The 14,890-nt window shown below is 63.3% G+C and carries 14 protein-coding genes; 12 read left to right on the top strand and 2 right to left on the bottom strand.

Going from position 1 to position 14,890, the window contains the following annotated elements:
* Positions 1–20 precede the first annotated feature (20 nt).
* From GO988_RS05240 to trmB, 7 genes are all read left to right on the top strand, one after another.
* Complete coding sequence (locus GO988_RS05240) at positions 21–1,811, top strand: TonB-dependent receptor (RefSeq protein ID WP_157562443.1); 1,791 nt, start codon at positions 21–23, stop codon at positions 1,809–1,811.
* A gap of 123 nt (positions 1,812–1,934) precedes the next feature.
* Positions 1,935–3,374, top strand: coding sequence for an HU domain-containing protein (locus GO988_RS05235; protein WP_157562442.1), 1,440 nt, complete (start codon positions 1,935–1,937; stop codon positions 3,372–3,374).
* A gap of 70 nt (positions 3,375–3,444) precedes the next feature.
* On the top strand, positions 3,445–4,152 hold the full coding sequence (locus GO988_RS05230) for a MotA/TolQ/ExbB proton channel family protein (protein WP_157562441.1): 708 nt from the start codon (positions 3,445–3,447) through the stop codon (positions 4,150–4,152).
* A gap of 87 nt (positions 4,153–4,239) precedes the next feature.
* Complete coding sequence (locus GO988_RS05225) at positions 4,240–4,662, top strand: ExbD/TolR family protein (protein WP_157562440.1); 423 nt, start codon at positions 4,240–4,242, stop codon at positions 4,660–4,662.
* A 120-nt stretch (positions 4,663–4,782) separates the two neighbouring features.
* Positions 4,783–5,697 (top strand): hypothetical protein, encoded by a 915-nt coding sequence (locus GO988_RS05220; RefSeq protein ID WP_157562439.1) that lies wholly within the window; start codon positions 4,783–4,785, stop codon positions 5,695–5,697.
* Between the two features lie 96 nt (positions 5,698–5,793).
* Positions 5,794–7,116 (top strand): bifunctional folylpolyglutamate synthase/dihydrofolate synthase, encoded by a 1,323-nt coding sequence (locus tag GO988_RS05215; RefSeq protein ID WP_157562438.1) that lies wholly within the window; start codon positions 5,794–5,796, stop codon positions 7,114–7,116.
* Positions 7,117–7,226: 110 nt separating this feature from the next.
* Positions 7,227–7,889, top strand: coding sequence for a tRNA (guanosine(46)-N7)-methyltransferase TrmB (trmB, locus tag GO988_RS05210; protein ID WP_317164789.1), 663 nt, complete (start codon positions 7,227–7,229; stop codon positions 7,887–7,889).
* 53 nt (positions 7,890–7,942) lie between these two features.
* On the opposite strand, the gene GO988_RS05205 is transcribed toward trmB, so the two are convergent.
* Positions 7,943–8,410 (bottom strand): DUF2306 domain-containing protein, encoded by a 468-nt coding sequence (locus GO988_RS05205; protein WP_157562437.1) that lies wholly within the window; start codon positions 8,408–8,410, stop codon positions 7,943–7,945.
* Positions 8,411–8,617: 207 nt separating this feature from the next.
* Positions 8,618–9,241, bottom strand: a complete 624-nt coding sequence (locus tag GO988_RS05200; protein WP_157562436.1) for a hypothetical protein — start codon at positions 9,239–9,241, stop codon at positions 8,618–8,620.
* A 195-nt stretch (positions 9,242–9,436) separates the two neighbouring features.
* On the opposite strand from GO988_RS05200, the gene mnmA reads away from it, so the two are divergent.
* The 5 genes from mnmA (at position 9,437) to rpe (ending at position 14,879) form a co-directional block, all read left to right on the top strand.
* Positions 9,437–10,594, top strand: coding sequence for a tRNA 2-thiouridine(34) synthase MnmA (gene mnmA / locus GO988_RS05195; protein ID WP_157562435.1), 1,158 nt, complete (start codon positions 9,437–9,439; stop codon positions 10,592–10,594).
* A 95-nt stretch (positions 10,595–10,689) separates the two neighbouring features.
* Positions 10,690–11,481, top strand: a complete 792-nt coding sequence (locus GO988_RS05190; protein ID WP_157562434.1) for a hypothetical protein — start codon at positions 10,690–10,692, stop codon at positions 11,479–11,481.
* Between the two features lie 205 nt (positions 11,482–11,686).
* On the top strand, positions 11,687–13,396 hold the full coding sequence (locus GO988_RS05185) for a S8 family serine peptidase (protein ID WP_157562433.1): 1,710 nt from the start codon (positions 11,687–11,689) through the stop codon (positions 13,394–13,396).
* A 123-nt stretch (positions 13,397–13,519) separates the two neighbouring features.
* Entirely contained in the window at positions 13,520–13,843 is a 324-nt protein-coding gene (locus GO988_RS05180) for a hypothetical protein (protein ID WP_157562432.1), read from the top strand.
* 307 nt (positions 13,844–14,150) lie between these two features.
* Entirely contained in the window at positions 14,151–14,879 is a 729-nt protein-coding gene (rpe, locus tag GO988_RS05175; protein ID WP_157562431.1) for a ribulose-phosphate 3-epimerase, read from the top strand.
* Positions 14,880–14,890: the final 11 nt, after the last annotated feature.

Here is a 14,890-nt window from a genome sequence, read left to right as displayed (position 1 = left end):
GGATGCATAAACTAGCTTTAATGAAACGTTTAGAAGTGAGCAAATCAAGCTTTACTACCAGCGCCGGCCGGCCGCTGCTACTGGCCGCGGGCCTAAGCGGCGCGCTAGCCTTGGGCGCGCAGGCCCAGACCCAGCCCGGCAAAGGCAAGGCGCGGGGCACCATTCAGGATGCCGAGATTGAGATTGTGAAGGACCGCGTGAATACGCTGCCCGAGGCCACGCGCAACTTCGAAAAAATCCGGCTGGCCCCGCCGCCCAAGCCCGAGCGCAAGGTCACGTATTCCTACCCCGACTTTCAGCTGCCCGCCACCCGCCTCAACCCCTCGGTGCAGGTGCTGACCGTGGCGCAGGAAGAATTGGCGCCGCTCACCGGCAACTACCTCAAGCTGGGTTTTGGCAACTACGGCACCGTGTACGGCCGCGCCCACCTGCACTCGGTTCGCAACGACAGCTACAGCTACGGCCTCGACCTGCGCCACCAAAGCTCGGCCAACGGCCCCGTCGATGGCAAGAACTCGGGCGTGAGCCAGACCAGCGTAACGGCCAACGGCGAAATTTACCGCGGCACCACGGCCCTGGGCGCGACCCTCGACCTGGCCCGCGACCGCTACAACTTCTACGGCTACAACAACCAATTTGTCACCGTCCCCAGCGACGACGACATCAAGCAGACGTTTACCCGCTTTGGGGCCCGCGTCTACGCCCGCAACCGCGCCCCCGACGCGCAGTTGCAGTACGAGGTGGGGGTAGGGTTCCGGCACTTTGGCGACCACTACGGCGTCAGCGAGAACAACTTCCTGCTCAACGCCAAGGCCGGCTACGCGCTCAGCGAAACCAGCCGCATTGTGCTCGATGCGCAGGGCTCGTTCATCTCCGATAAGGAGCAGCTAAACACCATCGGCCAGCCCGGCGATGTGACCCGCACGCGCAACTTCGTGCAGGCCACGCCCGCCGTAGAAATCACCGGCAAAACTGGCCTCTCCGTGACGCTGGGCGCCACGCTGGGCTATTCCACCGACGTGCTTTATGGCGTGAGCAAGGGCGCGGCCTACCCCGCCCTGCGCGTGGGCTACGCCGTGGTGCCCGAAAAATTTCAGCTCTACGGCGGCCTGGGCGGCGCATTGCAGCGCGTCACGCGCTACGACCTGAGCCAGGAAAACCCCTGGCTGGCCCCCGGCCAGACCCTGGCCGACACCCACGCCGGCTATACCGTATACGCCGGCTTCACCTCGACGCCGGTGAGTGGGCTGGAGCTGGCGGCGCGCGCCACTGCCGGCCGCTCGCGCAACTTGTACTTCTACCGCAACTCGCCCAACGACGGCAGCAAGTTTGACCTTGTGTATGACAGCACGACCATTAACGTGGTCAACGTGCACGCCGAGGCCCTCTACAGTGCCACCGAGAAAGTACGCGTCGGTGCCAAGGCCGACTACAACCACTACGGTATGAAGACGCTGGCCCAGCCTTTTGGTCGGCCTACGTTTTTGGGTACGCTCTACGGCACGTACAACGTGTTCGACAAATTGCTGCTCGGCGCCAACTTCTATTACTACTCGCGCAACTACGGCGCCAGCTACGCGGCCAACGGTACGCTGCCCACGCCCGTGCCCGTTCCGCCTTACTTACTGGTCGAAACGCCGGTGCAAACCGACGCTGTTATTGACCTTAGCTTGCGGGCCGATTACCGCATTACCCCAAAATTCAGCATCTTTGTACTGGCGAATAACCTCGCCAACCGTCGCTACCAGCCGTATCTAAACTATCCGGTGAAAGGTATCAACGCTATTGCCGGCTTAACTTACTCGTTTTAAAATTATGAATTATGCGTTATGAATCAAGGGTTTTGCACTGTCAACCAATAGGTTGATTAGCTAATGCGCTTGTTGGTAATTGTCAATTCATAATCTCTAATTCAAAACTCCCACTTTAAAAAGATGAACCTCTCCGACCACCTGCGCCCCTTGCTCCGCGACCACGACTGCGTGATAATTCCGGATTTCGGGGGCTTAGTGGCCGAGTATACGCCGGCGCGGGTGCAGCCCGGCGGCCGGCATTTGCTGAGCCCGCCTACCCGTCAGGTAGCCTTCAACCAGGCCCTCACTCGCAACGACGGCCTGCTCGTAGATGTGCTGAGCCAGCACCTGCACCTGCCGGCCGCCGAAGCCCGCGAAGTACTACGCCAAGCCGTAGCTGCGCTGCACCACGAGCTGCAAGCCCAGCACCGCACCGAGCTGCCAGGTATCGGCGTATTTCGGCAACTGGCCGGCCGGGGTTTACAGTTTGAATATACCGGCACCGACAACCTGCTGGCCGCCGCCTTCGGCCTGCCCGAACTCACGGCGCACCCCGTGCGCGTGACCGACGCCCGCCTGGCCCGCGAGCAGCAAGCCCAGTTGGTGCCGCGCCTGCGCTCGGCCAGCCGCGGCTTAAAGCTGCGTCGCGTAGTGCCTGGTGCCACCATTGGCCTGCTGGCTGGCCTGGCCGTAGCCGGCCTCTACCTGCTCAACCTGCATCCGGATACGCTGCCCGTGGCTTGGCGCGGCTACGTGCCCCAGTGGGAGCAGGCCGCGCGCCCAGCAGCGCCGCAGCAAGCCGCGTTGGCTCGCCCAAACTTTGCAGATTTGCCTAGCAACGAAACTGCTACAAAAGAAACTGCTGCAAAAGAAGAAACGGTTGCTTCAGAATTCGATGCGGCCCCTGCGGCAGCAACTTTGCCTGCCGCGGTAGTTGCCCCTCCGGTTGTGAAGCAGGCCCCGGCGCCTACCCCCACCCACGTGGCCAAGGCAAAGCCAGCCCTCGACCCAGTGGAGGTGTTGTTGGCCCAGCCGACGCCAACCCCCGTGCGGAGAAAGACGAAGCTTAAGCCTATTCCAGCGGCGGCCGTAGCGGCCGTGGCCGACGAAAACAATGTGGCCAAGCCCATTCCGCTGGCCCAGCGCCTGGCGGCCGGCACGCCGAAGCAGTATACGGTAGTAGCGGCGCCCAAAGCGGTAGCCCCTGCGCCCGTGGCCACCCGCCCGGTCGTGCGCGTGCGCAGCAGCAAAACGCTCACTGTTACGCCAGCTTCTTACAAGACCCCGGCTAAAGTAGCGGTAGCGCCTGCGGCCCCGGTTAGCGCCACTACAATTAAATCCCGCACTGGCCGTTACTACATCGTAGTGGCCGCCTACAACTCGCTGGCCCGGGCCGAAGAAGGCCGCCGCAACCTCGCCCACGCCGGCCGCCCAGCTAAAGTAATTGCGCCGCCCCTGGGCAGCCGCCTCTACCGCCTGTCGGCCGCTGATTTTGCCGACCGCCCTTCGGCGCTCGTGGCCGCCAGCCACTTGCGGCAAAACCCGCACCTCGACAAAGGCCTCACGGTTTTTGCCTACTAAGCTGCTTGCCGGGCCCGTTTGGGCTGGTTACGCGTTTGCCTTGCTCTTTCGTCCTTCCTTACTCCGCTGAATGTCCGTTTTCCTGCTGCAAGCTGCCTCTGCCGTTACCTCCGTTGCCACTGATACGGCCGCGGCCCACGCCACCGCCCTGGCCAATGCGGCGCCCGGCCTCTCGCTCTTCGACCTAATTTTGCGCGGGGGCTGGATAATGCTCCCCATTTTCCTGCTGCTCATCGTGTCGGTTTACATCATTGCCGAGCGCTACCTCACTATCCGCAACGCGGGTGGCGACCCCGATAGTTTTATGGGCGGCATTCGGGCCCTTATGGTGAAGGGCGATTTGCAAGGCGCCAAGCTTTATTGCGCCCAAAACCCCTCACCCCTGGCCCGCATGGTCGAAAAAGGCCTGCGCCGCATCGGCCTGCCCATCACCGAAATTGAGGCCAGCGTCGAAAATGTGGGCAAAATCGAGATTGCCCGCCTCGAAAAAAACATCAGCATCCTGGGCATTATTGCGGGCATTGCCCCCATGCTAGGCTTCGTGGGTACGATTATCGGCGTTATCAAGATTTTTTACGCCATTTCTAGCAGCGGTGAGTTCGGCATTACCCAAATTGCGGGCGGCCTCTACACCAAAATGGTGACCTCGGCGGCTGGCCTCATCGTGGGCATCATCGCCCACATCGGCTACCACTGGCTCAGCATCCTGGTCGAGCGCATGGTATTCCGGATGGAAAACTCAGCCATCGAATTCATGGATATCCTGCAAGACAATTAATTTTTAATGAATAATGGTTAATGATTGATAATGAATCTTGAAAGCGCTCATTAGTAATCATTAACCATTATTCATTAACCATTAAATATGAATCTTTCCCGCCGCCGCCACGCTTCTTCGCACGTTGAAACCAGCTCGATGAACGACATCATGTTTTTCTTGATGCTGTTCTTTCTGATTGTATCGACGATGGTGAATCCCAACGTTATCAAGCTGTTGCTGCCCAATGCCAAGAGCAGCAAGCAGGTGATGAAGCAGCCCGTTACCGTATCCATCAACGCGGCGGGCGAGTATTTCGTGAATAAAAAGCCCGTGACGTCCGCCACGCTCGAGCCCGAGTTGCGCGCCCTGCTTGCCCCCGGCCAGCCCACCGAAGCCCAGCCCACGGTAGTGCTGCGCGTCGATGCTGGCCTGAACGTGCAGAAGCTAGTGGATGTGCTAGAAATCGGCAACCGCCTAAAAATGAAAATGGTGATGGCTACGCAGTCGCAGCAGGCGGCTGGCCAGTAAAAGGGGGGTAGCCTTGCGCCCACCCATCATCATTTAAAGAGCTAGTGGGGAAGTGGTTAAGCAGCTGCATTTTATTTAGTTTCACACTCCGTTTGGCCCGCTAAGCCGCCCCTCCATTCCATGGCCCTCGATTATCCCGAAGAGCACCGGCGCGAAGCCTTGGGCATCACGGCTGCCGTGGTGCTGTTGCTGGCGCTGCTGTGCTTCTTCCTCAAATTCAACGGCCCCAACCCACCGCTCGATGCGCTCGGGGGCGACGGGGTAGAGCTAAACTACGGCCTTGACGCGGCTGGCGGGGGTGATGTACAAACCTTGGCCGCCGCCAACGCGTCGCAAAACCGGGAAGACTCGCGCCCCGCGGCCGCGCAGCCTACCCCCACACCGCAGCCCACGCCGCCGCAGCGCGTCGAAACGGCCCCGGCCCAGCCCGAAGCCCAGCAAAAAGTACTCACCAGCGAGGCCGAAGACGCCAGCGTAACCGCGCCGCCCGCCGAAAAGCCTACCCCCGTAGCGGCGCCCAAGGAGCCGGTGCGCGAAACACCCAAGCCCCGCGAGCAGCCCCGCACGCTCTACACGCCCAAAGGCAGCGCGACCGGCGTGGCTGGTGGCAACGGCGTGACTGGCGGCAGTAGCGCGCCTACCGGCAACAGCAACGGCGACCATCCCGGCACCGTGGGCGACCAGGGCGACCGCAACGGCTCGCTCGACGCCAAGGCGCTGTATGGCCAGCCCGGCAGTGGGGGGAGCGGCTCGCGCCCCGGCAGCGGCGGGGGAGGCGGCCTCGAAATGAGCGGCTGGCGCTTCGATAATACACCCGTGGTGGAAGCCCTGGATGACAACCCCGGCGTGGTGCGCTTCAAGATTAAAATCAGCGACGACGGCGAGGTGGAGTCCGTTACCAAGGTATCCGGCAATGTGTCGCCGGCCCAGGAAAAACTCTGCCGTGACAAGCTGCTAGATGCCAATTTTATCAAAACTAACGCCGGCGCGGGCGGCGCCACGGGCTTCTACACTTTCCGCTTCTCGGTGAAATAAGCAGGGGTAGGCTGCGGCAAATTTCGCCTAAACTGCTCCCTATTCTAGGCTGTATCGACTACTTTCGCGCCAGGCACTCGCCTGGCGCACTTGTTTATGAACTACTCCGAAACCCTAGCCTGGCTCTACGCACAACTGCCCATGTACCAACGGGTAGGGGCCGCTGGCTTCAAGAAGGGCTTGGGCAACACCGAGGCGCTGGCTGCCGCCCTGGGCCACCCCGAAAACAGGTTCCGCAGTGTGCACGTGGCGGGCACCAACGGCAAGGGCTCGTCGTCGCACCTGCTGGCGGCGGTGCTGCAAAGCGCGGGCTACAAGGTGGGCCTCTATACCTCGCCGCACCTGCGCGAATTCACCGAGCGCATCCGGGTGAATGGCCAGGAGCTAGCCCCCGATTACCTGGTGCAGTGGGTTGAACAGCACCAGGACTTGTTCGCCAGCATCGAGCCCTCATTTTTTGAGATGTGCGTAGCGCTAGCCTTCGACTACTTCGCCGCCGAGCAGGTAGATGTGGCGGTGGTCGAAGTAGGCCTTGGTGGCCGGCTCGATTCGACCAATATCATCACGCCGCTCGTGGCGCTCATCACCAATATCAGCTACGACCACCAGGCCATGCTGGGCAATACGTTGCCCGAAATCGCGGGCGAGAAAGCTGGCATCATCAAACCCGGCCGGCCGGTTGTCATCAGCCAAACGCAGCCGGAAGTAGCTGGCGTGTTCACGGCCAAAGCTGAGCAGGAGGGAAGCCCGCTGCTGTTTGCCGACGCGCGCTACGCCGTGCGGCCGTCCGCGAGCCCTACCCCCTCCCTGGCGGCTAACTTCACCGCGGAGCAGGTCGTGGAGGTGTGGCGCGATGGAGCGCCGTTGCTAGCACAGGTCGAGCTGGGCTTGCTCGGCGATTACCAGCGCCTGAACCTGCCCGGCGTACTCGCCACCCTGGACGAGCTGCGCACCCAAGGCTTTACTATACCAGAAGCCGCCCTGCGCCAGGGTCTGCGCGAAGTAACGCGCCTCACCGGCCTGCGTGGCCGCTGGAGCATTATTGGGCAGCGCCCGCTGGTTATTGCCGATACCGGCCACAACGAGGCCGGCCTTCAGCTGGTGCTGGCCCAGCTAGCGCGGGTGCCGCACCGGCAGCTGCACCTGGTTATCGGCACCGTCAACGACAAGGATGTGACGAAGGTGCTGGCGTTGCTGCCGCGCGAGGCCACGTACTACTTCTGCCAGGCAGCCATTCCGCGGGCCCTACCCGCCGCCGAGCTGGCCGCTCTGGCAGCGGCAGCCGGCCTCACGGGCCAGGCCTATGGGCCGGTGCCGGTGGCCGTGGCCGCTGCCCGCGCCGCCGCCGGGCCCGACGACGTGGTGTTTATCGGGGGTAGCACCTTTGTGGTGGCCGAAGTAGCCGAGCTTTATGCCTAACAGGGGGGGTAGGGACTCGCAAGGCGCGCACAAACTTGCCCAGCTGGCCCGCCAAAACGCGCGGGTGGGCGTAGTTTTGTGGCCCTTTTTAGCTTTCATTTCCGCCTGCCGTGCCCCGTATTAAGCTTCAGCGCTTTGCTGAAAATGCCAACCGCCCCGATATTGTAGAGCCGGGCAAAGCCAATTTTGGCCACTTGGCCGGCCACTGGCGCCCCGATTTTTTTCAAAATACCAACCCAATGGTGCTCGAAATGGGCTGTGGCAAGGGCGAGTACACGGTGGGCCTAGCCCAGCACCACCCCGACCAGAATTTTTTGGGCCTCGACATTAAGGGCGAGCGCATTTGGCGCGGCAGCACCCGCGCCGAAGCCTTAGGGCTAACCAACGTGGGCTTTTTGCGCCTGTCGGCCCACCAACTGGAAGACCACTTTGCGCCCGCCGAGCTCAGCGAAATTTGGATAACCTTTCCCGACCCGCGGCCCCGCGACCGCGACATCAAGCGCCGCCTCACGGCTCCGCGCTTTCTGGATATGTACCAAAAGCTGCTCGCGCCCGGCGGCGTGGCTCAGCTCAAAACCGATAGCGAAGGCCTGTTTGCCTATACCCTTGAGGTGTTGGCTAGCCGCCCCGGGGCCCGTCTCGACGTGGCCACCCGCGACCTCTACGCCGAAACCGATGCGGCGTTTGCCGCGGCCCAGGCCATCCAGACGCACTTCGAGGGCAAGTACCGGGCCGTGGGCGTCCCCATCAAATACGTGCGGTTTATGCTGTAGAAAAGACGGCCGGCCGGGCTTCGGGCAGGCGCAAGCCCGGCCGGCCCGCTGCCCTACGCCGCCGCGGGTGCATGCCGGTAGAGCAGCACGCCACCCAGCATAAATACGGCCGCGGCCAGCCCCAGGGCTTCCCCCCAGAAATAGCTGGGCGGAAAGAGCCGGTAGGTGCTTTCCACCGCAAACGCCGCGTACAAGCCCGTAACCGAAGCGCCCATGCCCAGGTAGTGCCACCGCTGCCAGGCCGCTACCACCCGCCGGCAGCACACGGCACCTACCCCCACGAACAGGGCCAGGCTGCTGCCCACGGCGCCCCAATGCACGATGCCGAACCGGCCAAATAAAAAGTATAGCTGAAAGGCCGTCAGCAATAAAGCGCTCATGCTGCCCACGTAGACCCGGCCCAGCAGCCGGTGGCGCCGCGTGCCTTTCGGCAAAACCAAAATCGACGTGCCCGCTGCCAAGGCTACTAAGGCAGCCAGCAAATGCCCGACGCTGATGGACGAGTGAAGAAGGGTAGCCATACCAAAATAGACACGGAACCCGCTGCCCAGCTACAAGCGAGGGGGCGGTGGGTAAGGAGCAAGTGGGGCTGCGTTGGCAGAAAACACAACTGCCAACGCGGCCCGGCAAGCTAACGGCCGTTCCGCTTTTTGGTTTGCCCAAGTGGGCCTGCCCGGCGGGGCGGCTTGCTGCGAAAAGCTTGCCGACTCGCCGCCGGGGCGGAGGCGCTAGGCTTCTTCGAGGGCCTCAAACACGGCTTCGAGTTCGGTAAAGTCGCGTAGGCCGGGCTTAATCTCGTCGCCGCCCATGAGGATGAGGCCCGCCGGGTGCACCTGCTGGGCCAGGTCGGCGGCCTCGGTTGGGTTGGTGGGGGCCGCTAGCCACAGCGGGGCCTGCCGGGCTAGGCTATGCCAGTAGGCATAGTCGGTGGGGTAGGGCTGGGGCGGGGAGGTGAAGAAGGCAAAGCCCTGGGGTAGGGCGGCCGTGAGGTCGGCTACGGCCGCCGCGTAGTGCGCCTGGTTGAGGAGCAGTGCCGCCGGCACTTCGACCAGCGCGGGCACGGCCAGCCCCTGGGGCCAGGCCTGGCGGGCCCGGTCGAGGCGCAGCAGCACGCCCGTAAGGCCGCACTCTTCGACCAAGCGGTTGATTTCGGGGCCGGCCACGTGGCCAAACTCCCCAATGATATCGACGCCGGCCACCCAACCGGCCAGCTCGCGGGCGGTGGCGGCCTCCACGGCGCCGGGCAGGTTGGCATCGAGCGTAAAAATGAGGCCCTGGGCGCCCATGCCCGCGCAGTAGCGGGCGTCGGACAGATTATTGATGTCGCGCACAAGCACGGGAAGAGCTAACATCCGAAGGAAAGAAGTTGGAAGGAGGAAGGTAGAATGGGGGCAAAGGTCGCTGCTGCGGGCTGCGCCCGCGCATGGCCAAGCAGCCCGCCCCGCACAAACCCAACCAGCAAGCCGGGTTTGCGCACGATTAATTGCGTAATTTTGTAGAATGGCACCAGCCGGAAACTTCACTTCCCTGGGTGGCTTGCCTCTTTTATGGAACCAACCCCAACCAAAGGCCGCGTTCTCGTGGCCATGAGTGGCGGCATCGACTCGTCGGTGGCCGCCGTGCTGCTGCACGAAGCTGGCTACGAAGTAGTGGGCATGACGATGAAAACCTGGGACTACGCCAGCGCCGGCGGCTCGAAAAAAGAAACCGGCTGCTGCTCGCTCGACAGCATCAACGATGCCCGCGACATTGCCGTGCGCCTGGGCTTTCCGCACTACATCATTGATATTCGCGACGAGTTCGGGGATTTTGTGATTGACAATTTTACCAGCGAATACCTCGCCGGCCGCACCCCCAACCCCTGCGTGCTCTGCAATACCCACATCAAGTGGGATGCCCTGCTGCGCCGGGCCGACATGCTGGGCTGCGACTTTATTGCCACCGGCCACTACGCCCAAATCCGGCAGGATGCCGATTCCGGCCGCTTCATAGTGAGCAAAGGCCTCGACGAAAACAAGGACCAAAGCTATGCCCTCTGGGGCGTGACGCAGCAGAGCCTGAGCCGCACACTGTTTCCGCTGGGGGCGATGCGCAAGACCGAGATTTACGACGAAGCCCGCCGCCGCGGCTTCACGGCGCTGGTCAACAAGCCCGAGAGCTACGAAATTTGCTTCATCCCCGACAACGACTACCGCAGCTTCCTGCGCCGGCGCGTGCCGGGCTTGGAAGAGCGCGTAGCCGGCGGCCGCTTCGTGCTGGCCGATGGCACCGAAGTGGGCCGCCACGAAGGCTACCCCTTCTACACCATTGGGCAGCGCAAAGGGCTGGGCATTGCGCTGGGCTTCCCGGCCTACGTCACGGCCATCCGGCCCGAGCTAAACGAAGTAGTGCTGGGCAACTACGAGGAGCTGGCCAGCACCGCTACCACGGTCCATAAGCTCAACATGGGCAAAATCGGCAACCTCGAAGGGCGCGGCCTGGTGCCGGCCGTGGTGAAGGTGCGCTACCACCATGCGGGCTCGCCGGCGTTTTTGGAGCAGGAGGGCGATAAAATTCGCATCTACTTCACCGAGCCGGTGCACGCCATCACGCCGGGCCAGGCGGCCGTGTTCTACGACGGCGACGATGTGCTGGGCGGCGGCTGGATTGAGCGCCACGTCATTGGCGAAGTGCCAGAAACTGCGCTGGCCGCCGCGGTGGCTTAGGCTACCCGCCCGGCAGTTTACTGCTGAACGTTAGTACCTTGCGGGCGGCCGCGTTGAGCCGCCCGCAAGGTATTTTTTTTGCCAGTTTTTCTTGTATGAATCTACGTTTTTGCCTGCCTTTCGCTTCCAAGCTCCCGCTGAGCTGGGCCTGGGCGCTGGGGGTAGGGCCGGCTTTGCTGCTGAGTGGTTGCCGCCACGAGGTAGTCGTAGCTCCTGCCTACGACGATTATTTTCCGGTGGTGCTGAATACGTACCGCACCTACGCCGTCAGCGACTCGTCGTGGCTGAACGGGAAAGTGACCGTGAGCCAGTACCAGTTTCGCGAGCGCGTAAGCGAGCAGTTTACCGATGCCGCAGGGCAGCCCGCCTACCGGCTCGTGCGCTCGAAGCGGCTGACGCCCGCCGAGGCCTGGCGCGACGACAGCGTGCTGGTGGTGCAGGTGCTGCCCCGGGCCGTGCTGCTCACCCGCAACAACGTGCGCACCGTGGAGCTGATTTACCCCGCCCGCGCCGGCCAGGGCTGGAATGGCAACGCCTTTAGCGTGAGTACCTTTCAGCCCGATACTATCATCAACCTCACGCGCTACTACGGCCCCGCGGTGGGGGGCGCGTATACGACCCTCGCCGCGGGCGGCCAGCCGGCCAAAACCTACCCCGTAACGGTGGCGACCCGCAACACCCAGCCCGGCGGCATCAACGATGTGAATGCCTACTCGCAGCGCGGCACCCAGCAGGTGTACGCCAGCGGCGTGGGCCTGGTGTGGCGGCGGCGCTTCAGCTACTATACCTTCACGACTAGTGCCAATGGCTTCCAGACGATTACGCGTGGCATCGTACAGAATGGAGCCTCCCGGAGCGAAACGCTTCTGGAAACAGGCACGCTCTAGACGGAACAAACCCTCGAGGTTGAACGTCCTACTTATAGTCATTAAGCACTTCTGGGGAATAATTAATACGAGTAAGAACGTCATGCTGCGCTGGCCGAAGCATCGCGACCGCGTCGTTGATTAACTAGTTCAACAACGCGAGCGAGCTGCTTTGGCCAGCGCAGTATGACGTTCTTTTCCTACCTAATAAAGCGACTGCTATAAATTGAAACATCCGCTGAAAAAAATTCTTTGGCCGGCCCTCGCGCTGCTGGGTCTAGCCCTGGGCCCTACCCCCGCTGCCCATGCCCAGGCGACTGCGGCGGCCACCCGCCGCTACTTCGTGTACTTCAAGGATAAGGCCGGCACGCCGTACGCGCTGAGCCAGCCGCAGGCCTTTCTATCAGCCCGGGCGCTGGCCCGGCGCAGTCGCCAGGGCATTGCCGTGCGCGCCCGCGACCTGCCCGTAAACCCCGCTTACTTGGCCCAGGTGCGGGCCGTGAGCGGCCGCCCGCAGGTGGTGTACACCTCGCGCTGGCTCAACGGCGCGGTGCTAGCTTGCGACTCGGCCACCCTGGTGCAGGTGCAGCAGTTGCCCGCCGTGGCCAGCGCCCAACTGCTGAGCCTACGGCCGCCGCTAACGCCAGGCGCAGCCCCGGCCGTGGTGCCCACGCCTACCCCCCCCGCGCCCACTACGCCCCGCGCCACCTACGGCAAGGCCTACGCCCAAAATCAGCTCATTGGGGCCGTGGCCATGCACGACGCCGGCTACCGCGGCGAAGGCATGCAGATTGCCATCTTCGACGCCGGCTTTCCGGGGGCCGACCGCATTACGGCGCTGCAAGCCGTGCAAACCCAAAACCGGGTGGCCAGCACCCGCAACTTCGTGGATGGGGGTAGGAGCGTGTACTTGCGCAACAGCCACGGCACCAACTGCCTCTCTACCATCGGGGCCGAGCTGCCGGGCTACTTCGTGGGCACGGCGCCGCACGCCACGTTTCACCTTTGCATTACGGAGGACGTGAACAGCGAGTCGCCGATGGAGGAAGCCAACTGGCTGGCCGCCGCCGAGTACGCCGACTCGGTGGGCGTGGACGTGATTAGCTCTTCGCTGGGCTACAATACCTTCGACTACGCGCCGCTCTCGCACACCTACGCCGACCTCACCGGGCGCACCACCATTGCCAGCCGCGCCGCGCTGGGCGCCGCCCGGGCGGGCATTGTGGTGGTGAACTCGGCCGGCAACGACGGCGGCAATGCCTGGCACTACATTGGCGTGCCCGCCGATGCCGACAGCATTATCTCGGTGGGCGCCGTCGATTCGCTGCGCAACCACGCCGGCTTCAGCTCCTACGGGCCCACCGCCGACGGCCGCCTCAAGCCCACGCTCTCCACGATGGGGGTAGCCTCGGCCGTGCTCAACGCCGCCGGCACCGCCGTACGCGGCAACGGCACCTCCTACGCCTGCCCCGAGCTGGCGGGCCTGGTGGCCGGCTTCTGGCAGGCTAACCCCACGCTCACGGCCCAGCAAGTGATTGCCGCCCTCGAAAAAGGCGCCTCGCAGGCCCAGAGCCCCGACAATACGCTGGGCTTCGGTATTCCCAACTTTGCCACGGCCTACAACCTGCTGCACCCCGCCACGCCGCTGGCCACCACCGGCGTGGCGGGCGAAAGCCCGCTGGCCGTGTTTCCCAATCCTAGCCACCTCGACGAGCTGATGCTGGCCGTGCCGCCCAGCCTGCGCGGCCAGGTGCTGCGCGTGCGCCTGCTCGACGTGCGCGGCGCCGTGCTCAGCGAGCAGCAGCTGCCGGCCAGCCCCGCCGCCACGGTGGCCCTGCGCCTGCCTGCCCGCCGCCTGGCGCCGGGGGCCTACCAGTGCGTGGTGCAGCCCGTAGCGGGGGGCAAGGCCCAAACGGTGCGCTTTGTGCGCCAATAGGGGATAGGTAGCAGGGTTTTGGATGTTTTCAGCTGCTAATAAATTTAGGTTTATTTGCCTAATATAATTGGCTATTTGCAAACCCATCCGTATCTTTAAGCTGTCAATCAGACACTCTTTTTTATGTTACAGATGATGACCAGCAAGCGCATCGGGCGCCGGCAATTTCACTTCACGGTGCAAGGCAGCAACCTCCACGAAACGGTGGCTGAGTACGACCGCCTGAGCTTTCCCGACGTGGCCGCCTGCGGCCTGTGCGGCTCCGATAACCTCGACCTGACCAGCCGCGTGGCCCAGGGCAAGTACAAGTACACCTCCATAAAGTGTCTCTCGTGCCGGGGTGACCTCACGTTTGGCAAAAACAAGGACGACGACCAGAGCTACTTTCTGCGCCGCAAGGAAACCGGCGAGCTCGACTGGCGTCCCTTCGAGAAAAAAGCGGAATAGCGCCGCTGTGCTGGCCCCGGCAACCGGCGCCGCACCTCTCCTCCGACTACGCTAGCCTTGCCCCGCCTACCGGGGGTAGGGCAACTACTGGCCCCGGCAGAGCACCCTCGCGCGGAATACCGCCGGGCCGCTCTGCCGGGGTTTTTGGGTACTAATTGGTTAAGTGCCCAGGCCTACAGGCGCTGGTTGCTCGCTTAACCTATTGCGCACTCCTGCTACACTCGGCCGCAGCTCACACGAAACTTCCCGGCGGCAACGTTGGAAAAGGCAGCGGCGGCGGCTGCCCGGCTGCGTACTTTTGCCTACCATGAGCACCAAGTCTAAATTACCCGTTTCTTCCTACGCCAACAACAATCCTGGCCGCCGCGAGCCCTTGCTGGCGCCCTCGCTGCTAGCCAGCGACCTGGCCAACATCCAGGCCACCGCCGAAACCCTGGCCACGGCCGAGGCCGACTGGCTGCACTTCGACGTGATGGACGGCCGGTTTGTGCCTAATATTTCCTTCGGCCTGCCCATTTTAGAGGCCCTGCACCCGCACGCCCGGCAGCCCATCGACGTGCACCTGATGATAGAGCAGCCCGAAAACTACCTGGCCGCTTTCCGGGCGGCGGGGGCCACCAATATTACGGTGCACTACGAAGCCTGCCGCCACCTGCACCGCGTGGTGGAGCAAATTCGGGGGCTGGGCTGCACGGCCGGCGTGGCCCTCAACCCGGCTACCCCCGTGAGTTTGCTGCAAGACATTGCGAGTGAGCTCGATGTGGTGCTCATTATGTCGGTAAACCCCGGTTTCGGCGGGCAGGCCTTTATTCCGCACACCCTGCAAAAAGTGGCCGCTCTTAAAGAGCTGCTGCTCGACACCGGCTCGGCCGCCCTCATCGAAGTTGATGGCGGCGTGAGCCAAGCCAACGCCGGCCCGCTGGTAGAAGCCGGCGCCGACGTGCTGGTGGCCGGCAGCTTCGTGTTTAAGTCGCCTGGCGGGCCAGTGGCCACGCTGGCGGGCCTACGCAAGCACCTGCGCCAGTTAGCCAACTAATTTATCGGTCG

The organism is Hymenobacter ginkgonis (assembly GCF_009755225.1).
In the GTDB taxonomy this organism is placed as follows: domain Bacteria; phylum Bacteroidota; class Bacteroidia; order Cytophagales; family Hymenobacteraceae; genus Hymenobacter; species Hymenobacter ginkgonis.
This window is presented reverse-complemented; position numbering and strand designations above follow the sequence as displayed.

Bases quoted from the DNA above. Each gene is read 5' to 3' on its own strand.
- GO988_RS05240 (WP_157562443.1), top strand. From the start codon at position 21: ATGAAACGTTTAGAAGTGAGCAAATCAAGCTTTACTACCAGCGCCGGC.
- GO988_RS05235 (WP_157562442.1), top strand. From the start codon at position 1,935: ATGAACCTCTCCGACCACCTGCGCCCCTTGCTCCGCGACCACGACTGC.
- GO988_RS05230 (WP_157562441.1), top strand. From the start codon at position 3,445: ATGTCCGTTTTCCTGCTGCAAGCTGCCTCTGCCGTTACCTCCGTTGCC.
- GO988_RS05225 (WP_157562440.1), top strand. From the start codon at position 4,240: ATGAATCTTTCCCGCCGCCGCCACGCTTCTTCGCACGTTGAAACCAGC.
- GO988_RS05220 (WP_157562439.1), top strand. From the start codon at position 4,783: ATGGCCCTCGATTATCCCGAAGAGCACCGGCGCGAAGCCTTGGGCATC.
- GO988_RS05215 (WP_157562438.1), top strand. From the start codon at position 5,794: ATGAACTACTCCGAAACCCTAGCCTGGCTCTACGCACAACTGCCCATG.
- GO988_RS05205 (WP_157562437.1), bottom strand. From the start codon at position 8,410: ATGGCTACCCTTCTTCACTCGTCCATCAGCGTCGGGCATTTGCTGGCT.
- GO988_RS05200 (WP_157562436.1), bottom strand. From the start codon at position 9,241: ATGTTAGCTCTTCCCGTGCTTGTGCGCGACATCAATAATCTGTCCGAC.
- mnmA (WP_157562435.1), top strand. From the start codon at position 9,437: ATGGAACCAACCCCAACCAAAGGCCGCGTTCTCGTGGCCATGAGTGGC.
- GO988_RS05190 (WP_157562434.1), top strand. From the start codon at position 10,690: ATGAATCTACGTTTTTGCCTGCCTTTCGCTTCCAAGCTCCCGCTGAGC.
- GO988_RS05180 (WP_157562432.1), top strand. From the start codon at position 13,520: ATGTTACAGATGATGACCAGCAAGCGCATCGGGCGCCGGCAATTTCAC.
- rpe (WP_157562431.1), top strand. From the start codon at position 14,151: ATGAGCACCAAGTCTAAATTACCCGTTTCTTCCTACGCCAACAACAAT.